The organism is Lentzea sp. NPDC058436, assembly GCF_042721515.1.
Taxonomy (GTDB): domain Bacteria; phylum Actinomycetota; class Actinomycetes; order Mycobacteriales; family Pseudonocardiaceae; genus Lentzea.
This window is the reverse complement of record NZ_JBHXLF010000003.1, coordinates 475,588-493,916: the sequence shown is the minus strand read 5'-3', so window position 1 is coordinate 493,916 and position 18,329 is coordinate 475,588. Positions and strand designations below refer to the sequence as shown.

Annotated in this window: 19 protein-coding genes; 9 read left to right on the top strand and 10 right to left on the bottom strand. The window is 71.0% G+C overall.

From position 1 onward, the window contains the following. The first annotated feature begins 185 nt into the window (after positions 1 to 185). From ACFWN2_RS16065 to ACFWN2_RS16050, 4 genes are read left to right on the top strand one after another with little or no spacing between them, the layout of a single operon-like run. Entirely contained in the window at positions 186 to 2,336 is a 2,151-nt protein-coding gene (locus tag ACFWN2_RS16065; protein ID WP_382428196.1) for a hypothetical protein, read from the top strand. Further along, positions 2,333 to 3,298 carry an AAA family ATPase gene (locus ACFWN2_RS16060; protein ID WP_382428194.1) on the top strand — a complete coding sequence of 322 codons (966 nt, stop codon included), beginning with the start codon at positions 2,333 to 2,335 and terminating at the stop codon, positions 3,296 to 3,298. Before ACFWN2_RS16065 ends, ACFWN2_RS16060 begins: the two co-directional genes overlap by 4 nt. Further along, a complete protein-coding gene (locus tag ACFWN2_RS16055; protein WP_382428192.1) occupies positions 3,295 to 4,401 on the top strand; it encodes a DUF58 domain-containing protein in 1,107 nt (368 codons plus the stop codon). Before ACFWN2_RS16060 ends, ACFWN2_RS16055 begins: the two co-directional genes overlap by 4 nt. Beyond that, a complete protein-coding gene (locus ACFWN2_RS16050; RefSeq protein WP_382428190.1) occupies positions 4,398 to 6,785 on the top strand; it encodes a transglutaminase domain-containing protein in 2,388 nt (795 codons plus the stop codon). The genes ACFWN2_RS16055 and ACFWN2_RS16050 overlap by 4 nt, the downstream gene beginning before the upstream one ends. A 4-nt stretch (positions 6,786 to 6,789) precedes the next feature. On the opposite strand, the gene ACFWN2_RS16045 is transcribed toward ACFWN2_RS16050, so the two are convergent. The 3 genes from ACFWN2_RS16045 to ACFWN2_RS16035 all read right to left on the bottom strand — a co-directional run bounded on the left by ACFWN2_RS16045 (position 6,790) and on the right by ACFWN2_RS16035 (position 9,595). Next, the gene (locus ACFWN2_RS16045) at positions 6,790 to 7,248 is read right to left on the bottom strand and encodes a hypothetical protein (protein WP_382428188.1); all 459 of its coding nucleotides are present in this window, start codon (positions 7,246 to 7,248) and stop codon (positions 6,790 to 6,792) included. A gap of 186 nt (positions 7,249 to 7,434) precedes the next feature. After that, on the bottom strand, positions 7,435 to 9,042 hold the full coding sequence (locus ACFWN2_RS16040) for a serine/threonine-protein kinase (RefSeq protein WP_382428187.1): 1,608 nt from the start codon (positions 9,040 to 9,042) through the stop codon (positions 7,435 to 7,437). A 70-nt stretch (positions 9,043 to 9,112) separates the two neighbouring features. Beyond that, on the bottom strand, positions 9,113 to 9,595 hold the full coding sequence (locus ACFWN2_RS16035) for a DUF4230 domain-containing protein (protein ID WP_382428185.1): 483 nt from the start codon (positions 9,593 to 9,595) through the stop codon (positions 9,113 to 9,115). 257 nt (positions 9,596 to 9,852) lie between these two features. Here ACFWN2_RS16035 and ACFWN2_RS16030 point away from each other — a divergent pair, with 257 nt between their 5' ends. Genes ACFWN2_RS16030 through ACFWN2_RS16020 form a run of 3 tightly spaced genes read left to right on the top strand, consistent with a single transcriptional unit; the run spans position 9,853 to position 11,543 of the window. Then, a complete protein-coding gene (locus ACFWN2_RS16030; RefSeq protein ID WP_382428183.1) occupies positions 9,853 to 10,740 on the top strand; it encodes a proteasome assembly chaperone family protein in 888 nt (295 codons plus the stop codon). Positions 10,741 to 10,749: 9 nt separating this feature from the next. Next, positions 10,750 to 11,109, top strand: a complete 360-nt coding sequence (locus ACFWN2_RS16025) for an MmcQ/YjbR family DNA-binding protein (RefSeq protein WP_382428181.1) — start codon at positions 10,750 to 10,752, stop codon at positions 11,107 to 11,109. After that, positions 11,082 to 11,543: a hypothetical protein gene (locus tag ACFWN2_RS16020; RefSeq protein ID WP_382428179.1), complete on the top strand. Its 462-nt coding sequence runs from the start codon at positions 11,082 to 11,084 to the stop codon at positions 11,541 to 11,543. Before ACFWN2_RS16025 ends, ACFWN2_RS16020 begins: the two co-directional genes overlap by 28 nt. Here ACFWN2_RS16020 and ACFWN2_RS16015 read toward each other — a convergent pair. The 7 genes from ACFWN2_RS16015 to ACFWN2_RS15985 are packed head-to-tail and all read right to left on the bottom strand — an operon-like array spanning position 11,540 to position 16,604. Continuing rightward, complete coding sequence (locus tag ACFWN2_RS16015; RefSeq protein WP_382428178.1) at positions 11,540 to 12,727, bottom strand: MFS transporter; 1,188 nt, start codon at positions 12,725 to 12,727, stop codon at positions 11,540 to 11,542. The two genes, ACFWN2_RS16020 and ACFWN2_RS16015, sit on opposite strands and share 4 nt — an antisense overlap. Beyond that, the gene (locus ACFWN2_RS16010; RefSeq protein ID WP_382428176.1) at positions 12,724 to 13,152 is read right to left on the bottom strand and encodes a MarR family winged helix-turn-helix transcriptional regulator; all 429 of its coding nucleotides are present in this window, start codon (positions 13,150 to 13,152) and stop codon (positions 12,724 to 12,726) included. Before ACFWN2_RS16010 ends, ACFWN2_RS16015 begins: the two co-directional genes overlap by 4 nt. A gap of 39 nt (positions 13,153 to 13,191) precedes the next feature. Further along, on the bottom strand, positions 13,192 to 13,647 hold the full coding sequence (locus tag ACFWN2_RS16005; protein WP_382428175.1) for a dihydrofolate reductase: 456 nt from the start codon (positions 13,645 to 13,647) through the stop codon (positions 13,192 to 13,194). Then, positions 13,644 to 14,441: a thymidylate synthase gene (locus ACFWN2_RS16000; protein ID WP_382428174.1), complete on the bottom strand. Its 798-nt coding sequence runs from the start codon at positions 14,439 to 14,441 to the stop codon at positions 13,644 to 13,646. The genes ACFWN2_RS16005 and ACFWN2_RS16000 overlap by 4 nt, the downstream gene beginning before the upstream one ends. 9 nt (positions 14,442 to 14,450) lie before the next feature. Beyond that, a complete protein-coding gene (locus ACFWN2_RS15995) occupies positions 14,451 to 15,053 on the bottom strand; it encodes a nitroreductase family protein (protein ID WP_382428172.1) in 603 nt (200 codons plus the stop codon). After that, on the bottom strand, positions 15,053 to 16,144 hold the full coding sequence (locus ACFWN2_RS15990; RefSeq protein WP_382428170.1) for an acyl-CoA dehydrogenase family protein: 1,092 nt from the start codon (positions 16,142 to 16,144) through the stop codon (positions 15,053 to 15,055). Before ACFWN2_RS15990 ends, ACFWN2_RS15995 begins: the two co-directional genes overlap by 1 nt. Before the next feature lie 22 nt (positions 16,145 to 16,166). Continuing rightward, positions 16,167 to 16,604 (bottom strand): MarR family winged helix-turn-helix transcriptional regulator, encoded by a 438-nt coding sequence (locus tag ACFWN2_RS15985; RefSeq protein WP_382428168.1) that lies wholly within the window; start codon positions 16,602 to 16,604, stop codon positions 16,167 to 16,169. A gap of 83 nt (positions 16,605 to 16,687) precedes the next feature. Between ACFWN2_RS15985 and ACFWN2_RS15980 the strand changes: the two genes are divergently transcribed. Both ACFWN2_RS15980 and ACFWN2_RS15975 read left to right on the top strand, forming a co-directional pair. After that, on the top strand, positions 16,688 to 17,452 hold the full coding sequence (locus ACFWN2_RS15980; protein WP_382428164.1) for an SDR family NAD(P)-dependent oxidoreductase: 765 nt from the start codon (positions 16,688 to 16,690) through the stop codon (positions 17,450 to 17,452). A gap of 51 nt (positions 17,453 to 17,503) precedes the next feature. Then, entirely contained in the window at positions 17,504 to 18,289 is a 786-nt protein-coding gene (locus ACFWN2_RS15975) for an aldo/keto reductase (RefSeq protein WP_382428735.1), read from the top strand. Positions 18,290 to 18,329 lie beyond the last annotated feature (40 nt).

Sequence of the window (18,329 nt, the reverse complement as noted above, 5' to 3'; positions counted from 1 at the left end):
TCCACTCTGCCTTAAACGTTGGTCGGTTCGGCGTAACGCCATTCGGTTTTCAAAACTGTCAGACCTCCGGATTACCGTTCCTGATGTCTGCCAGTCGGTGGACCGGACGAACCGGGAACCATGCGCCGTCCGAAGTTGTCAGAGCTGCGGGTTAGCATCCCCGGCGGGCGAGGGAGGGGCGCGTTATGTCTTGGTGGCACCGGATCAGACGCATTATCTCCGGTGGAGGGCGGGAGTCGGCGAGTTTCGTCGCGGCACTGCTGGGTGTGCTGGTGCTCGCGGGCGCCGCGCTCGGGCAGGGAATCTCCCGGACGTCGGTCGCGGTGTCGGACGGGCTCACCTGGCTGGGCGACGACCAGCGCGGTGAGGTCGTGCAGGTCAACCCGGTGTCGGGCAAGCCGCAGACGCGCCTGCAGATCAGCGGGCCGGACTCGCAGCTGGAGATCGCGCAGGAGGACGGCAGGCTGATCGTCCTGAACCGGCGCACCGGCGAGATCACCGTGATCGACCTGGCCACGCTGCTCGCGTCGGGCCGCCGTCAGGCGCCACCCGGTGCGACGAGCAAGGTGCTGGTGGCGAACGGACTGGTGTTCGTCGTCGACCGCGCCTCCGGTGCCGTGCACACCGCGGACCCCCTGACGCTGGCCGACATCGGGCAGCCGTGGCAGGCGGGGCAGCCGCTGGCCGACGCCGTCGTGGACGAGCGCGGCGTGCTGTGGCTGGTCGACCACGGCGGCACGCTGAGGTCGCTCGACTGGTCCGACGACGAGGAGAAGTTCCAGGAGCGGTCGCAGCGCCAGGTCACAGGAGCCGGGCCGCGCACCGTTCTCGTGCCGCACGACCAGGGCGTGACGCTGATCGGTCTCGACGGCGGTGTCGTCGTGCGCGACGGCACGGGTGAGGACGTCGACTCGTCGACGGACCGCTCGGACGCCGAGGTGATCGCCGCGCAGACCTCGCCGCTCGGCCTGGTGCCGGCCTCCGTGCCGTCGTCCTCGGTCGTGGTGCTGGTCGTCGGCCGTGACGTGCTGCGGGTCGACGTGGGCGCCATGGGGTGCCCGAACCCCGGCCGTCCCGCGGTGTTCCGCGACAAGGTCTACGTGCCCTGCAAGGGATCCGGCAAGGTCATCATCCTCGACCGCGGCGGCAACCGCGGTGGCGACGACGTGCGCACGTCCGGCGGGGCCGACCCCGAGCTGATCTTCGACGACGGCCGGTTGTTCGTGAACGTGCCGGGCTCGTCCACGGGTGTGCTGATCGACCCGGACGGCGCCACGCGCACGATGACGATCCGCAGCCCCGAGCTCCCGGTGAAGGACCCGGACCGCTCGCCGCCGCCGTCCGTGCCGCCGCCTCCGCCGCCGAACCCGAACGAGCCGACCAAGCCGCCGCGCAACCCCGGCAACGGCACGAACAACAACCCGACGACCGAGGTGTCCACGCCTCCGTCGGTTCCCTCCACGCCACCGTCGGCAGGGGGCACCGCTCCCGGCGCGCCCGCCGGGGTGTCGGTGCGGGAGAAGTCGCGCAGCTCGTCGGCGCTCGTCGTGACGGTGAGCTGGAACGCGGCCACGTCCGCCGATCCGATCGTGGGCTACACGGTGTCGGGCTCCGGCTCGTTCTCCGGTGGCTCGGTGTCGGCGCAGACCGCCGCTACGTCCGCCGACCTGACGGTGCCGTGCACGGGCACCACGTTCTGCTCCGGCGGCAGGCTCGACGTGACGGTGCGCGGCTCGACGGCGACGACGGCCGGTGCCGCGGGCATGGCCGCCTTCACGGTGTCCGCGCCGAACAACCCGCCGCCGCCTCCGCCGGTGACGACCACGACCACGCCTCCTCCGCCGCCACCCCCGCCGCCGGTGACGACCACGACGACGCCTCCGCCGCCACCTCCGCCTCCGCCGTCGCTGCCGACCGCGGGTGCCGTGGTGATCAACAGCATTACCGGCGGCCGGATGGTGCCGAGGCGCACCGTGAACATGACGCCGCCGGCGGACTGGGCGAGCCACAACGGGCGCTGCGAGGTCGTGAACAGGACGCAGGGCTACTCGGTCGGCATCGCCTGCAACGCCACCACGGCGCAGATCGACGTGGAGGAGGGCAGCAACTCGATCGTCGTGCGCGCCTACGCCGCGTCCGGCGCGGGGCAGGTCGACTCGGCGGCCCGCAACGTGATCTACACGAGTGACGGCTGCCTGCCGAACAAGCCGACGTGCATCCCCCAGCAGATGCCTGCCGGAGCCGGGACCGCGCCGATGGGCGCGGGTGGACTGGGACTGCTGGCGGTCGCGTTCCTGCTGCGCGTCGGTGTTCGTCGTGGAGATGAGGAAAAGTGATCGACACCGGTGAGGTCTCCGCCTTCCGCGACCTGCACACCCGCCTCGGCGACGCGGTCGAGAGCGCCGTGCGAGGCAAGCGCGACGTGATCGACCTCGTGCTGGTGGCGATGTTCGCGGGCGGCCACGTGCTGCTGGAGGACGTGCCCGGCACGGGGAAGACGACGCTCGCGCGTGCCGTCGCCGGCGCGCTGGGCGGGGTGTCGCGGCGCGTGCAGTTCACGCCCGACCTGCTGCCGTCCGACGTCACGGGCACCTCGGTCTACGACCCGCAGACGGGCCAGATCCGGTTCCGGCCGGGCCCGGTGTTCGCGAACATCGTGCTGGCGGACGAGATCAACCGCGCGGCGGCCAAGACGCAGTCGGCGTTGCTGGAGGTCATGGAGGAGCGGACCGTCACGATCGACGGCATCGGGCACACGGTGCCCGACCCGTTCCTCGTGGTGGCCACGCAGAACCCGATCGACCTCGACGGCACGTACCGGCTGCCCGAGGCGCAGCTCGACAGGTTCATGCTGCGCACCTCCATCGGCTACCCGTCGGTGGAGGACGAGCTGGACGTGCTGCGTCCCGGCAGCGGCGCGGGCCGGATCGCCGACGTGCGCACGGTGTCGTCGCCGCGCGAGGTCAGCTCGTTCAGCGGTCGCCTGGCGCTGCTGCACGTCGCCGACCCGATCCTGCAGTACATCTCGGCGCTGGGCACGGGCACGCGGTCCGACGACCGGCTGCGCCTGGGCACCTCGACCCGTGGCCTGCGCACGCTCGTGCGGTGCGCGCAGGTGTACGCGGCGTCGAAGGGCAGGCACTTCGTCGTGCCGCAGGACGTCCAGGACATCGCCGAGCCGGTGCTGGCCCACCGCCTGGTGCTGACGCGGGAGAGCGTCCTGTCGGGCGTCACGACGTCCGAGGTGCTGGCCGACGTGCTCTCGCGCGTGCCGGTGCCCAAGCCAGCAGCGCAATGAGACTCACCGTGCGCGGCACCGGGGTGACGGTGCTGGGCCTGCTGATGCTCGGGTTCGGCCTGTGGTGGCGTTACGCGGGCATGGCGGCGTTCGGCCTGGCGCTGACCGCACTGGTCGTCGCCTCGACCGTCTCCGTGCTGGTGGCGTCACCGCTGTCCGTCACCCGCACCGTCCGTCCCCGCACCGTGCCGCGCCTGGCGCGCTGCAACGGCCGCCTGGAACTCTCGTCCACGGGCCGCTGGCCGGTGGCGCTCGACGCGGTCGACATGGTGGCGGGCTCCCCGATGGACGTGGACGTGCCGCTCCTGGCACCGGGCGCGGTGGAGGCCGTCGACTACGCCATCCCGACCGAACGCCGTGGCGTGTTCGACGTGGGCCCGCTGACGTTGCGCCGCAAGGGCCTCGCGGGCCTGGCGCAGGCCCGCACCGTGCTGGGCGAGGTCGTCCAGGTGCGCGTCGTCCCCCGAGTGCTCCCGGTCCGAGGCCTCCCGTCCGGAGCCCGCCGGGGCCAGGTGGGCGCCGACGAACGAGTCGAACGGGGCGGCACCGACCTGGTGGGCCTGCGCGAGTACGTGCCGGGCGACGACCTGCGCCGCCTGCACTGGGCGACGTCCGCCCGCACCGGCACCTTGATGATCCGCGAGGACGCCGACCCGGCCCGCCCGCACCTGGCCGTGCTGCTGGACGACAGCACCACCTCGTACGCCGAGGCCCAGCGCTTCGAGGAGGCCGTGGAGGTGGCGGCGTCCCTCATCACCTCGGCGCTGGACCAGGGCCACCCGGTCCGCCTGCTGACGTCGTCCGGCGGCACCGACATCGAGGAGCAGCAGGACTCCGCGCCGATCCTGGCGTCCCTGGCCGACCTCGAACTGCAGGACGTGGACGGCCGCCCGACGGTGCCGGTGCGCGACCTGGACGTGGTCGCCGTGGTGAGCGGGACGACGGTCCCGGCGCTGGTGCTGGAGGCGGGCAGGGCGGCGTTCGGCACGGTGCTCGTGGTGGACGAGCAGCGGCCGGTGAGCGCGGCGGGCACGGTGCTGGTGCTCAGCGGTGAGCGCGCCGAGGACCTGGTCGACTCGTGGAACGCGGTGGTGGCGCGATGAGCCGCAGGAACGGCGGTGGCGACGCGAGTGGCGGCCGTGGTGGGGCGAGCGGTGTGGGTGACGGCGACGCGGCAGACAGCCGTGGTGGTGTCGGCGGCGTGCCGAACCGCGCGAGCGGCAGCACTCCGAACAGCGGACCCAACCGCGCGAGCGGCAGCGCACCTAACCGCGCACCCAGCAGCGCGAGCGGCGGCAGCGCACCCAACCGCGCACCCAGCAGCGCGAGCGGTGGCAGCGCACCCAGCAGCAAACCAAACCGCGGCGGTGCACCTAACCGCGCACCCAGCAGCGCGAGCGGCGGCAGCGCACCCGGCAGCAAACCAAACCGCGCGAGCAGCAGCGGGCCCAGCAGCGCGAGCGGCGGCGGCGCGGCGACCGCGTCCCTCCTCAAGTACGCCTGGGTCACCGCCCTCCTCCTCGTCGCCTCCCTCCAGCTGGCCCAGGCCTGGGACGGCGCCACCCTCTACTTCGGACTCGCCTCCGTCACCGGTTTCCTGGCCGTCCTCCTCAAACGCTTCGTCCCGGCCGGACTGGCCGCCCTCGGCGTCATGGTCCTGGCGATGGCCGGCGGGTTCTTCCTGGCCCGCGGCGCCTCCCCGAACCGCGACCCGGCGTGGGTGCTGCTGGACACCGTGCCGAGGCTGCTCACGGCGGCACGCCCCGCACCCGCGACGCCCGAACTGCTCGTGCCCGGCCTGCTGCTGATCATCGGTGTCTCCATGGGCGCCCTGCTGTCCGTCACCAGGCGCGGCACGGCCCTGTTCGTGCCGGCGCTCGGGGCGGCGGCGCTGTACGTGTCGGCGGCGCTGCTCACCACGGGGCGCTCGGACCGGTACGGGCTCATCGCGCTCACGTTGGTGGTGCTGCTCGCGCTGGGGTGGCTGGTCATCGACCGGCGCGGGCCCGTCCTGCCGCCCGCGGTGCTCGCGACGGCGATGGCCGCGCTCACGTTGCTCACGTTCGTGCTGCCCACCAACGGTTTCGAGCCGCGCAGGCTCGTCACGCCGCCGGTCACCGACATCGCCATCTCGAACCCGTTGCCGCAGCTCGCCTCGTGGGCGGCGCAGGGGGAGGCGGAGCTGTTCCGGATGCGCGGGCCCGAGGTGCCGGTGCGGCTGGTGACGCTCAGCCGGTACTCGGGGGCGTCGTGGGAGGCGGCCTCGACGTACGGGCCGCTCGGCGTGGTGGACGCGCCGGACCTGCCGACCGGCGGGAAGTTCCAGGACGCCAGCGTGGACCTGCGGATCACCGGGCTGCAGGGAGAGTGGCTGCCGGGGGTCGGGAAGCCGCAGTCGGTGTCTTTGAGCAACGCCATGGTCGACCCGGACACCGGGTCGCTGGTCGTGGCGGAGGGGCTCAAAACCGGGCTGAGCTACACCGTCCGGGGCGTCGTCGAGACGCCCGCGGACACCGACCTCATCGAGGCGCAGGTTCCCACCACGGCAACGAAGTACACGGCGTTGCCGCGGTTGCCGTTCACGTTGTCGGAGTACGCGCGGCAGGCTACGCAGAACGCGCGCACGCCGTACGAGAAGGCCGTCGCGCTGGAACAGGTCGTGCGGCTGGGCCGAAGGCCGGACGCCGAGGCGCCGGTCGGGTCGTCCTACGCGCGGCTGGAGACGTTCCTGTTCGGCTCGGCGGGGGAGTCCGGCGCGGGCGCGGGGACGGCGGAGCAGTTCGCGTCGGCCTACGCGGTGCTCGCGCGGGCCGTCGGGTTGCCGACGCGCGTGGTCGTCGGGTTCCAGCCGGTGCCCGAGGAGAACGGTGAGCGGATCGTGCGGGCCGCGGACGCCACCGCGTGGCCGGAGGTGTACTTCAGCGGGTGGGGCTGGGTCGCGTTCGATCCCGTGTCCGGCAACGGAAGCGGGCCGAGCGCCGCGTCGAAGCGCGAGGTGCTGAACAGGCTCGCGTCGACCACCGCGAAGCCGACGCCGACCTCGCTCGCGTCGGTGCCGCCGCTGGTGCAGCCGACGGCGGTGAGTCCCGACGCGGTCGCCGCGCCCGAGGCCGCGAAGTCGTTCCCCTTCTGGGTGTTCACGCCCGTGCTGCTGCTCGTCGCGCTTTACGCGGCACGCACGTCGCGGCGCCTCAGACTCAGGGCGGCGGGACCGGTCGGCGCGTGGAACGAGGTGCTCGACTCGTTGCAGCTCGCGGGACTCAGGCCGAGACCGAGCCGCACCGTGCCGGACGTCGCGCGCGAGTGGGGAGAGGCGGGCGCGCAGCTCGCGGTCATGGTCGACCAGGCCGCGTTCGCGCCGCGGCCGACCCAGCACGAGAACAGCTGGCGACTCGCCCGTCAGGTGAAGAAAGCGGTGCGGCGCAAGGCTTCCTGGTGGCGCAGAATCGTGTGGGCGGTCGACCCGAGACCGTTGTTCCGCCGCTGACGGATCAGCGCACGACCTGGGCCGGGATGCAGTTCTTGCCCGTGACCTTGAGCAACGCCTCGCACAGCGACGGCGCGATGTCCGTCTGGAACGGCCCGAGCCACACGAACTGCGTGAACCTCGTGTCGTTGGGGACGATGGCCGAGCAGACGTCGTCGCGTCTGCTCAGGAACGCGCTCTGGCCGCGCAGCGCGGGGTTCGCGTTCTCGCGGTGCCGCACCCACATCGTCTCGTAGTCCAGCAACGTCCTGACGTCCTCTGCCCGCATCGCACCCTCCAGCGAGTGCAGCACGAGGACGGACGATCCCGGGTCGCATGGCATGTCGGTGTAGTCCAGCTGAACGGGCTCGGCGGACGTCGTCGGTGTGGCGCCGGTGTTCTCGGGGGCGTCCGGCTGGAGGTTGCCGCCGATCAGCACGCCGATCCCGATGCCGATGACGAGTGGAATCGCTGCCCACGCCACGAGTGTGCGGCGCTTTCCTCCACGGGCGAACATCGGTGGGCCGGCATAACGAGCGCTTTGCACCGGGGGACCGTACGCCAATCCGTGCGGACGCAACAACACTGGCCCGAACCGACCAGTTCTTGCACCGCAAGTTCGTTCGGTGGAAGGCGCACCGCCTCGGTGACGGCGCCCTCACGCGCTGCGTCAGTTCTTGTTGGCGCACACCTTCGCGGAACCGCCACGCTCCCCGTTGGTGCCGATCGCCGCGATCTGGAAACAACGGCGGTCGCCGCCACCGTCCTCGATGACGTGCTTGGTGCCGCCACCGGTCACCGTGACCACCGCGTACGGCTTTTCGCCTGTCACGTCGACCACCACGAACTGGGCGTCGCCGTCGCTCGGGTCGGTCCACTCCAGCTCGATCGCCCTGCCCTTGTACTCGGCGCGCTTGAGCACGGGGACGAACCGCGGGTCGCTGTTCGGCGTTGGTCCAGCGTCCGCCGAATCGGACGTCGGCACGGGCAGTGTCGTTGTCGTCACAGGGGGTTGGGCCTGCTGGCCCTCGCCGCCGCGGTTGAGGAAGATGCCCGCGGCGAGCCCGCCCGTCACCGCGATCACGGCCAGCAACGCGAGCACCGCACCGCGTTTGCTCTTGCGGACCGGCCCCGTCATCGGCTCGACGGGAGGCAGGTCCACCGTCGGTAGCACCGCGACCGGCTGCGGGCGCGGAGGAGGAGGCGGCGGGACGAAGTCGTGCTGCCGGTAGGTCAGGTCTTCGAGACGACTCTGCCAGGAGTCGTCGCGTTCGGGCTCAGGTTCGGGTTCCGGTGCCGCTTCCGGCTTGAACCCGCGCGGGCCGAACCCCGGCGCCTCGGTCGGGCCCTCGGGGTAGAACTCGGGGCGTTCGCCCAGCATCGACGTCGCGTCGGGGTCCACAGAGGACAGCGCGGTGCCCGCGTTCGCCGCCATCAGCGCGTCCCGCAGTTCCAGTGCCGAACCGAAGCGCTCGGCCCGGTCCTTGCGCAGGCAGCGGCTGATCACGGCGACGAGCCACGCCGGCACGTCGAACCGGGTGAGCGCGCGGGGTTCGCCGGTGCTGACCCGGCCGACGTAGGACAGCAGCGTGTCCTCGTCCGGGTTGTCCGAGGCGAACGGGGGTTTGCCCTCCAGCAACGTGAACAGCGTCGAGCCGAGCGACCAGACGTCGTCGGCGAACGACGGCGTGCCGCCCTCCAGCATCTGCGGTGCCGCGTGCCGGTAGCTGACCATCTGCAGTGACGCGGAATGTCCCGCGTCGGCGCCGCGGGCGATGCCGAAGTCGGCCAGCACGTACGAAGTCGGGAGCACCAGGACGTTCTGCGGCTTCACGTCGCGGTGCAGGATGCCCTGGCCGTGCGCGAACGCCAGCGCGTCCGCCACCGCGATGCCCGCCGCCACCACGTCCTGCACGGGCAACGGGCCCATGGCGCGCAACCGGTCGTGCAGCGAGCCCCGCTCGTAGAACTCCATGACGATGCTCGGGCGGCCGTCCGGCAGCGTGCCGGTGTCGAGCACCGTGACGATGTGCGGGTGCTGGCGCCCCAGTTCGACGGTGATCGCGAGCTCGCGCCGGAACCGCGCCACCGTGGCCGGGTCCGTCACCTGCAGGACCTTGACCGCGACGTCGCGGCCGAGACCGTCCTGACGGGCGCGGTAGATCGTGCCCTCACCACCGTGCGCGATCACGCGGAAGGCGCTGTAGCCGGGCAACGCGATCTCGGGCGCCTGCGCGGCACCCTGCGCGGGCGCCCAGGCCATCAGATCGTCTTCCACCAACGGATCCTATCCCGGAGCGATGGGGTCACCGCTGAACGTTCGGGAGGATCGGTGCGAAAGGTTCGGATCAGTCGCCGACGACTTTCACCTGAAGTCCCAGCGCCTGCAGCATTCCGGTGAGCATGACGCGCGTGTTGTCCTCTGCCCGCCTGAGCAACTCGGACTGCTTCGCGGCCTCCGCGAGCTTGGCCTCCGCCGCGACGTAGAACTTCTGCTGGTCAGGAGGCCCAGCCAGCGCCTGCAGGTCGTTGATCAGGCCGCGTTCCTGGCTGAAGACGTACGACCTGTCGTGGTGCAGGTTCGGCTTGTCCAGCTGGGGCTTCGGCACGCGCAGCTCGACGGTCTTGCCGTCCGGCGACAGGACCAGCCCGTCGTCCTTGAGCGTCCCGAAGTCCACGAAGGCGTTGACCGACCCGGCCGCGACGAACAGCGTGCGTTCGCCGGCCAGTGCCGCCGGCACCCACTTCACGTCGTTCTCGATGTCGAGCACGACCTGGAACTCGCCCGCCGCCGCGTGGTACTGGCTCAGGTCCCGGACGGACTTGAGCATCGCGGGTTGACTGCGGTCGATCGATTGGTCACCCATGGGCCTGAATTGGCCGAAGACGAACACCGCCGCGCCGAGGAGAATGACGACGACCGCGAACACTGCTCCACGCATCACCCAGCGCCTGTCCACCGCGTAGGAGTACCCGTGAGGTGATGCGCACACACGGTCCGTATGGGCTAATCGACCCGTGCGGAATCAGTTCCGTGTCCACGTGGTTGGCTTGGACGAGACGAGAGCTATTGATCAGGAGGCACGCGGTGGACCCGGAGAACCTGTACGAGGTGGACTCGGAGGTGCCGGACCTCACGGGTGCGGTGCTGCTGCACCACTTCGAGGGCTTCATGGACGCCGGCGCCGCGGGCCGCCTGCTCTCCGAGCACCTGCTGGAGACGCTGGAGAGCCGTGTCATCGCGCGGTTCGACGTGGACGGACTGATCGACTACCGCTCGCGCCGCCCGCTGATGACCTACGCGACCGACCACTGGGAGGACTACGCCGCCCCCGAACTGGTCGTGCACCTGCTGTGGGACAGCGCCGGACACCCGTTCCTGCTGCTCACCGGCCCCGAGCCGGACCGCGGCTGGGAGGCGTTCATCCAGGCCGTGCGCTCACTCATCGACCGCTGGGGCGTGCGTCTGACCGTGGGCTTCCACGGCATCCCCATGGGCGTGCCGCACACACGGCCGTTGAACGTCATCGGGCACGCCACGCGCCCTGAGCTGGTGAGCGAGTACCAGCCGTTCTTCAACCGCGTGCAGGTGCCGGGCAACGTGTCGGGCCTGCTGGAGTTCCGCCTGGGCCAGGCAGGCCACGACGCGATGGGCTTCGCCGCCCAGGTGCCGCACTACCTAGCGCAGTCCCAGTACCCGACGGCCGCCGTGACGCTGCTGGACGCCGTGGCGCGCGCCTCGGGCCTGGCCCTGCCCATTGGTTCGCTCGTCGAGGCCGCCCAGGCCGCCGACGCGGAGATCCACCGCCAGGTCGCCGACTCCGAAGAGGTCGCCCAGGTAGTGGAAGCGCTCGAGCGGCAGTACGACGCGTTCATCCAGACTGTCGGCACCACCGACATCCCCAGCGCGGACGAGCTGGGCGCCGAGTTCGAACGGTTCCTCGCCGAGCAGCAGCGTCCGCCGGACCACCTGTAGGAGCTTGTGATGGCCACCTGGGACGACGTGCACAGGATCGCCACCTCCATGCCCGACGTCACGGAGCGGGTGCGCGAGGGCGTCGTCGACTGGCGGGTCAAGGACAAGCTGTTCGTCTGGGAACGGCCGCTGCGCAAGACCGACCTGTCGGCACTGGGCGCGGCGGCTCCCTCCGGCCCGATCCTGGCCGCGCGGGTGCCCGACCTCGGGGCCAAGGAGGCGCTGCTGGCCTCCGACTGTTCGGTGTACTTCACGACGCCGCACTTCAACGGGTATCCGGCGATCCTGGTGCGGCTGGAGCACATCGAGGTGGGGGAGCTGGAGGAACTGATCGTGGAGGCGTGGCACGCACGGGCGCGGCGCCGCTGATGCTGGTGTCGTGGATCCACGAGGTGGCGGGCGAGCCGCTGCTGCTCGACGGGGACCCGATAGCCCAGTCCAGGGAGAACACCTGGATGCTCGGGCTCGCGGAAGGGGAGTCGCCCTCGGCGGGGGACGTGGTCGCCGCCTTCCAGGAGACCGCCCGGCTGCTCGGCGAGCGGGTGTCGGCGATGGGAAGGACCGCGACGTTCTACGTGTGGCACGACGAGCGGTCCGGCCACCTGAGGTGCTCGACCACGTCGTCGTCACGTGACGCGTTGCCGTTCGGCGCCCGCGTGGACTCCTCGGCGGCGTTGGACTCCGTTGTGGGCGGATTTCTCCGTGACCCCGGCGGAGTGGTCCTGTGGCAGGACCTGCGGGAGCCCGAAGACGCCGAGGAGCAGGAGCACGTGGTCCGGGTCTGGGCGGTGGAGCTTGGCTAGCGAGTCGTCTTCAAGGTGCGGTCGAAGACGTTGACGAGCAGGAACACGAGGCTCGTGACGACGAGGAACACCGCCATCTCGTGCAGGCCGCGCGTGTCGACGGTGTCACCGAACACAAGTCCCAGCACGACGGCCGACACGATGGCACCGAGGTAGCCGAACGTGCGCAGCAGGCCAGCCGACGCGCCGACGGAGGCGGGATCGGCCTGCCGGTACACGGCGTTCTGCAGCGCCAGGCTGGTGAGGCCCTGCGGAACGCCGCTCAGCACCGTCACCGCCAGAAGTATCCACAGCGGACTCGACGTCCCCAGCGCGAGCAGCAGCGCGCAGACCGCGACCTGGCCGACCGCCGCGACGATCAGCTTGCCGCGCAACGCTTCCGTGCGTCCGGTGAGCGCGGACACGGCGACGCCGACGCCGAACACCGGGAGTATCACCAGACCCGCCTGGCCCGCGGTGAACCCGCGTTCCGCCTGCAACCACTGCGTGAAGCCGAAGATGAAGCTGTACGACACGAGGTACGCGAGCAGCGCGCGGACGTAGGTGATCATCAGCGGCGTGTTCAGGCCGCCGAGGCCGAACACCCGCCCGCGTTCCCGCGACTCGGGCCGTGACCGGGGGAAGTAGCGCCACCCCAGCACGAACGCGGCCAGGGCGAACGGCACGTTGATCGCGAGCGTCGTGCGCCAGCCGCCGAAGTCGACCAGCAGTCCGCCGAGCGGCGGGCCGAGCACGGAGACGGTCTGGGTGGAGATCGCGAGGATCGTGAGGACACCGCCGGGGCTGTCGTCGCCCGTGCGGTCGGCCTCGTCGCGCAGCAGGCGCATCGCCGCGGGGTAGCCGGCGCACGTGCCGAGGCCGAGCAGCACCCGTGCCACGACGAGCACGGCCAGGTTCGGCGCGAAGGTGCCGAGCACACCGGCGACCCCGACGAGCGCGGTCGCCGGGAGGAACAGCCTGCGCGGCCCGTAGGTGTCGATCAGGCGGCCCGCCACCGGCTGCCCGATCGCCGTGGCCACGTACAGCGAGGTGATCAGCCACGCCGTCGCCGAGGGCGGTTCGCCGAACGACGCTCCGATCGGCACCAGCGCGACCGACAGGATCGTCGTGTTGACCGGGTTCAGCACCGCCCCGGCGACCAGGGGCGTGATCAGGCGGCGGTCGAAGCCGGTGGTGGCCGTCATTCGTCCACCACGCGTTCCAGCAGCGTGAGCGCCTCGGCGATCACCTGCCGCTCGGACTCGGTGAACCGCTGCGCGATCAACTCGGTCAGCCGCTCGTTGCGGGCGGCCCGCGCGCCCTGGGCGGCCGCGCGGCCCTCGTCGGTGAGCGTGATCAGCTGGCGCCGCCCGTCGTTCGGGTCGGCCGCGCGCCGGATGAGGCCCTGCTCGTGCAGCGAGGTCAGCGTCTTGGCCATGGACTGGGGCTTCACGCGTTCGGCGCCCGCGAGCTGGCTGGCGGTCGACGGCTCGTCCATCAGCAGCAGCCTGGCCAGCGCGGACGCCTGCGGTGCGCTCAGCTCGTCCACCGACGACTCGTCCTGCAGCTTCCGGCGCAGCCGCCCGACGAGGACGCGCAGCCGTTGGAGGAGGGAGGCGGGGTCGGTCATGATAGACAGCCTAGACTGAACAGTCTGGGCTGTCGATTCTCAGTACGTGACGAACCGGTAGTGCAGGCCGCTGCTCGACTCCAGCCACTCACCGACGCGAACAGGCTCGCGGTCGACGGCCGGCGCGACCGTGTCCCCCTCGAACGACTCGCGGATCTCGGTCATCTCGACGCGGTCGGCGAACGGCAGCGTCGCCGCGTACACCGCCGACCCGCCGATCACCCACAGGTCACCGGTGACGTCCGCGAGCGCCTTCTCCAGGCTGTCGAACGTCTCCACGCCGTCCTGGGGCGTGCGCGACAGCACCAGGTTGCGGCGTCCGGGCAACGGGCGGAAGCGCGGCGGCAGCGACTCCCAGGTGCGGCGTCCCATGAGGACGGCCGCGCCCGCCGTGATCTCGCGGAAGTGTTTCATGTCCTCGGGGACGTGCCACGGGATGGCGTTGTCGCGGCCGATCACGCCGTTCGCGGCCTGCGCCCAGATCAGGCCGATCACACCGCCACCGGCGCCTTGATGCCGGGGTGCGGGTCGTAGCCCTCGATCGTGAAGTCCTCGTAGGCGTAGTCGAACAGGGAGCCGGCGTCGGCCATCTTCAGCTCCGGGAACTCCCGCGCGTCACGGCTGAGCTGCAGTTCGACCTGCTCGACGTGGTTGTCGTAGATGTGGCAGTCGCCGCCGGTCCAGATGAAGTCGCCGACGCCGAGGCCGGTCTGCGCGGCGATCATGTGCGTCAGCAGCGCGTAGGAGGCGATGTTGAACGGCACGCCGAGGAACAGGTCCGCGCTGCGCTGGTAGAGCTGGCAGGACAGCTTGCCGTCGGCGACGTAGAACTGGAAGAACGCGTGGCACGGCGGCAGCGCCATGTTCGCGATCTCGCCGACGTTCCAGGCGGAGACGATGATCCGGCGCGAGTCCGGGTTCGTCCTCAACGTCTTCAGGACCTCGGCGATCTGGTCGACGTGCCCGCCGTCCGGGGTGGGCCACGAGCGCCACTGCACGCCGTAGACCGGGCCGAGCTCGCCCTCGGGGGAGGCCCACTCGTCCCAGATGGACACTCCGTGGTCCCGCAACCACTTCACGTTGCTGTCTCCGCGCAGGAACCACAGCAGCTCGTACGCGATCGACTTGAAGTGGACCTTCTTCGTCGTGATCAGCGGGAAGCCCGCGGCGAGCGGGTAGCGCAGCTGGTGGCCGAAGATCGACCGCGTGCCGGTGCCGGTGCGGTCCTCCTTGCGCACGCCCTCTTTCAGGACGTGGCGGAGCAGGTCTTCGTACTGCGTGTCGGGCATGCCCGCACCCTAGCTCCAGTGGTTGAACGACGTCAGCTTTGACACGTCCCTGCGCACGGCCACGGAGAACTTCTCCGCGGGGTGCCCGAGCGGCACCATCGCCGCGATCTCCCACTTGTCCGGCACGCCCAGCAGCTCCAACGCCTCGGCGTGGTGCACCCGGATCACCGTGGTCAGCGTGGTGCCGAGCCCCAACGCGCGCGCCGCCACGCAGAAGTTCTGCACGGCCGGGTAGACCGACGCGTGCACCGGTCCGATGTCGATGCCCGCCACCAGCGAAGGCAGGCGGGGCATGAGGAAGAACACGATCACGGGCACGGACGCGAGGGTGTCGGCGAGGTGGTTCGCGGACCGGTTGATGCGCAGGCCGGTCTCGTCGGTGCGCTCGGGCGCCATCTCGGAGTACCGCGTGAACGCGCTGCGGTACAGCCTGCCCACCTCCGCGCGCACGCCGGCGTCCGTGATCACCAGGTAGCGCGTGGGCTGGACGTTGCCGCCCGACGGTCCCTGCTGGGCCGCGCGCAGGCACGTCCACACGTCGTCCTCGGCGACCGGCTCCTCGGTGAACCGGCGGATCGCCCGCGTGGTCATGATCGCTTCGAGCGCGTCCATCAGAACCTCGTCATGTCGGGGCTCAGGCCCAGCTTGAGCATCGAGTACGTCTCCAGCATCCGGCGCGACACGACCGTGTGCTGCGCGGCGACGTGCGCGTCCCGCAGGCAGCGCTGCAACGCCGACGACTCGAACACCGAGCTGCCGCCACCCGCCGCGAACGCCTTCTGCGTCACGTCCGTCGCCTCGCCCGCCGCGAACGAACAGGCCAGCCGCAGCCGTGCCTTCACCGGGTCCGGAGCCTGCTCGCCGTTCACGGCGTGGACCCAGGCCGTGCTCAACGTCTCGTGCAGGAACGCCGCCGCCGATGACAACCGCGCCTCCACCCGCGCGAGCTCGATCTGCACGCCGGTCTGCTCGGCGAGCCGGGACTTCGCGTACTGCGGGACCTTCTCGACGGCCAGCGCCTCGATCTCGTCGATCGCGCGGCGGGCGACACCGAGGCACACGGACGCGACGCCCACGGCCAGGAAGCTGAAGTAGGGGAACACCGTGACCGGTCCCTCGATGCCCGGCGTGATGCCGATCGGCCACACCGCGCGGCGGGCGGGCAGGAAGGCGTCCGAGACGGAGAACTCGTGCGAACTGGTGGCGCGCAGGCCGGCGGCGTGCCACGTGTCGTGGATCGTCACGTCCTCACGCGGATACACGGCCAGACGAGGGCCAACGGGCGTGATCGCGCCACCGATGACCCACGAGGAGTACGAGACGCCGCTGCCCCAGCCCCAACGGCCGGTCACGCGGTAGCCGCCGTCGGCCTCCACGGCCTTCCCCAACGGCGCCGCAGTGCCCGCGATCAACGCGCGCGGGTCGCCGAACACCTCGTCGGCGGCGTCGGTGGGCAGGTACCAGGCCAGCGACGACGAGCAGGTGGTCGTCATCGCGGTCCAGCCGGTCGAGGCGTCCGCGCGCGACAGCTCCTGGAGCTCCCGGCTCCACTCGGGCAGGCCGAGCTCGGCGCCGCCGTAGCGCTTCGGGGCGATCATGCGGTGCACGCCGTGGTCGACGAGCGCGGTCAGCACCGGTTCGGTGAGGGCGCGCTGCTGCTCGGCCAACGGCGCCTCGGCGCGGATCAGGGCGTGGAGATCCATGCGCGCGATCTTGCTCGAACGGCTAGAGCTTGGCGAGCGCCTCAACGAGTGGCTTGAGCTCCGGGACGTCCCCGGCCTCCGACAGCGACTCGGTCAGCACCTCGTCGTGCGTGGGCCGGGCGAGCGCGAGCAGTTCGTGGCCCTTGTCGGTGACCTCGGTGTAGATGCCGCGCCGGTCGGTGGGGCAGAGGTAGCGCGCGAGCAGCCCGCGGTCCTCCAGGCGCGTGACCAGGCGCGTCGTGGCCGACTGGCTGAGCACCACGGCGTTGGAGAGCTGGTTCATCCGAAGGTGGAACCCGTCCTGGCGGTTGAGGACGTCCAGAACGGTGTACTCGCTGACCGACAGCTCGTGGCCCTTCTGCAGCGCGCGCTCCAGCCGGTCCTCGATGCGCGCGTGCAACGCCGCGAGCGTGCGCCAGCCCTGTGCGCGCGCCTGGACGGCGTCGTCGTCCAGTGACATAGGTCAACCCTTCTCGAATAGACAGCGTGTGCAACTATTGCGTACGCTCGTAATCGTCTTCAACAAGTCTACCGGGGAGAGACATGGATCTGTCGGGACGCACGGCACTTGTGACGGGCTCCACCGCCGGCATCGGGTTCGCGACGGCGGAAGGCCTGCTCAAGGCGGGTGCCGCCGTCGTCATCACCGGCCGCACCGAGGAGCGCGTGGCCGAGGCGGTCGGCAAGCTCAGCGGCAACGGTGACGTGCGCGGCGTCGCGACGGACCTCGCGACCGCCGAGGGCGCGGCCCTGCTGGTGGACCAGGTGCCCGACGTGGACGTCCTGGTCAACAACCTGGGCATCTACGGCGCGAAGCCGGTGTTCGAGGTCGACGACGCCGAGTGGCAGCGCTACTTCGACACCAACATCATGTCCGGCGTCCGCCTCGCCCGGCACTACACGCCCCGCATGGTCGAGCGCGGCTGGGGCCGAGTGATCTTCGTCAGCAGCGAGTCCGGCGTCTTCACGCCGACCGAGATGGTGCACTACGGCATGACGAAGACCGCGCAGCTGGCGTTGTCGCGCGGCATGGCGCAGGAGGTCAAGGGCACCGGCGTCACCGTGAACTCGGTGCTGCCCGGCCCGACCCTCACGCCCGGCGTCGAGGAGTTCATCCGCGAGCGCGTCGGCGACGGCGGCGAGGCCGAGTTCGTCCGCACCGAACGCCCCACGTTGCTGCTGGGCCGCCTGATCCGCCCCCACGAGGTCGCGAACCTCATCACCTACGTCGCGTCGGACCTGTCGTCCGCGACGACCGGAGCCGCGTTGCGCGTCGACGGCGGCACCGCACCGACGCTGATTCCGTAACAACGTAAGGACTTCCTCTTGAACACCGTGAAGCTCAACAACGGCGTTGTCATGCCCCAGCTCGGCTTCGGCGTCTGGCAGGTGCCCGACGCGGAGGCCACCCCGGCCGTCGCGGAGGCGCTGAAGGCCGGCTACCGCAGCATCGACACGGCCGCCGCCTACGGCAACGAGGCAGGCACCGGCGCGGCCATCGCGCAGTCCGGTGTGGACCGCGACGACATCTTCGTCACCACCAAGCTGTGGAACGACGACCACGGCTACGACGCGACGAAGCGCGCGTTCGACGCGTCGTTGCAGAAGCTCGGCCTCGACGTGCTCGACCTCTACCTCATCCACTGGCCGACCCCGGCGCGCGACAACTACGTCGACACCTGGAAGGCGTTCGTGGAGCTGCAGAAGGAGGGCCGCGTCCGCGCGATCGGCGTCTCCAACTTCCAGCCGGAGCACCTGCGGCGGCTGATCGACGAGACCGGCGTCGCCCCGGCCGTCAACCAGATCGAGCTGCACCCGTACTTCCAGCAGGCCGACGTGCGCGCGTTCAACGCCGAGCACGGCATCCAGACCGAGGCCTGGTCGCCGCTCGGCCAGGGCGGCGAGCTGCTCACCGACCCGGTCGTGCAGAAGATCGCCCTGGCACACGGCAAGTCCGCGGCCCAGGTCGTGCTGCGCTGGCACCTGCAGATCGGCAACGTCGTGATCCCGAAGTCCGTGACGCCGTCGCGGATCCAGGAGAACATCGACGTGTTCGACTTCGAGCTGCCGGACGCCGAGGTGGAGGCTCTGTCCACTCTGGACCGGGGTGGTCGGATCGGGCCGAACCCGGACGAGCTCAACTAGACGCAGGAAACGCCGCTGGTCCGTGTCGCCCCCTGGTGGT

What these genes read in the sequence shown, in the direction of transcription:
- ACFWN2_RS16065 (WP_382428196.1), top strand. Translation starts at nt 186, where the DNA reads ATGTCTTGGTGGCACCGGATCAGACGCATTATCTCCGGTGGAGGGCGG.
- ACFWN2_RS16055 (WP_382428192.1), top strand. Translation starts at nt 3,295, where the DNA reads ATGAGACTCACCGTGCGCGGCACCGGGGTGACGGTGCTGGGCCTGCTG.
- ACFWN2_RS16050 (WP_382428190.1), top strand. Translation starts at nt 4,398, where the DNA reads ATGAGCCGCAGGAACGGCGGTGGCGACGCGAGTGGCGGCCGTGGTGGG.
- ACFWN2_RS16035 (WP_382428185.1), bottom strand. Translation starts at nt 9,595, where the DNA reads ATGCTCAAGTCCGTCCGGGACCTGAGCCAGTACCACGCGGCGGCGGGC.
- ACFWN2_RS16025 (WP_382428181.1), top strand. Translation starts at nt 10,750, where the DNA reads ATGGCCACCTGGGACGACGTGCACAGGATCGCCACCTCCATGCCCGAC.
- ACFWN2_RS16015 (WP_382428178.1), bottom strand. Translation starts at nt 12,727, where the DNA reads ATGACGGCCACCACCGGCTTCGACCGCCGCCTGATCACGCCCCTGGTC.
- ACFWN2_RS16010 (WP_382428176.1), bottom strand. Translation starts at nt 13,152, where the DNA reads ATGACCGACCCCGCCTCCCTCCTCCAACGGCTGCGCGTCCTCGTCGGG.
- ACFWN2_RS16000 (WP_382428174.1), bottom strand. Translation starts at nt 14,441, where the DNA reads ATGCCCGACACGCAGTACGAAGACCTGCTCCGCCACGTCCTGAAAGAG.
- ACFWN2_RS15995 (WP_382428172.1), bottom strand. Translation starts at nt 15,053, where the DNA reads ATGGACGCGCTCGAAGCGATCATGACCACGCGGGCGATCCGCCGGTTC.
- ACFWN2_RS15990 (WP_382428170.1), bottom strand. Translation starts at nt 16,144, where the DNA reads ATGGATCTCCACGCCCTGATCCGCGCCGAGGCGCCGTTGGCCGAGCAG.
- ACFWN2_RS15985 (WP_382428168.1), bottom strand. Translation starts at nt 16,604, where the DNA reads ATGTCACTGGACGACGACGCCGTCCAGGCGCGCGCACAGGGCTGGCGC.
- ACFWN2_RS15980 (WP_382428164.1), top strand. Translation starts at nt 16,688, where the DNA reads ATGGATCTGTCGGGACGCACGGCACTTGTGACGGGCTCCACCGCCGGC.
- ACFWN2_RS15975 (WP_382428735.1), top strand. Translation starts at nt 17,504, where the DNA reads ATGCCCCAGCTCGGCTTCGGCGTCTGGCAGGTGCCCGACGCGGAGGCC.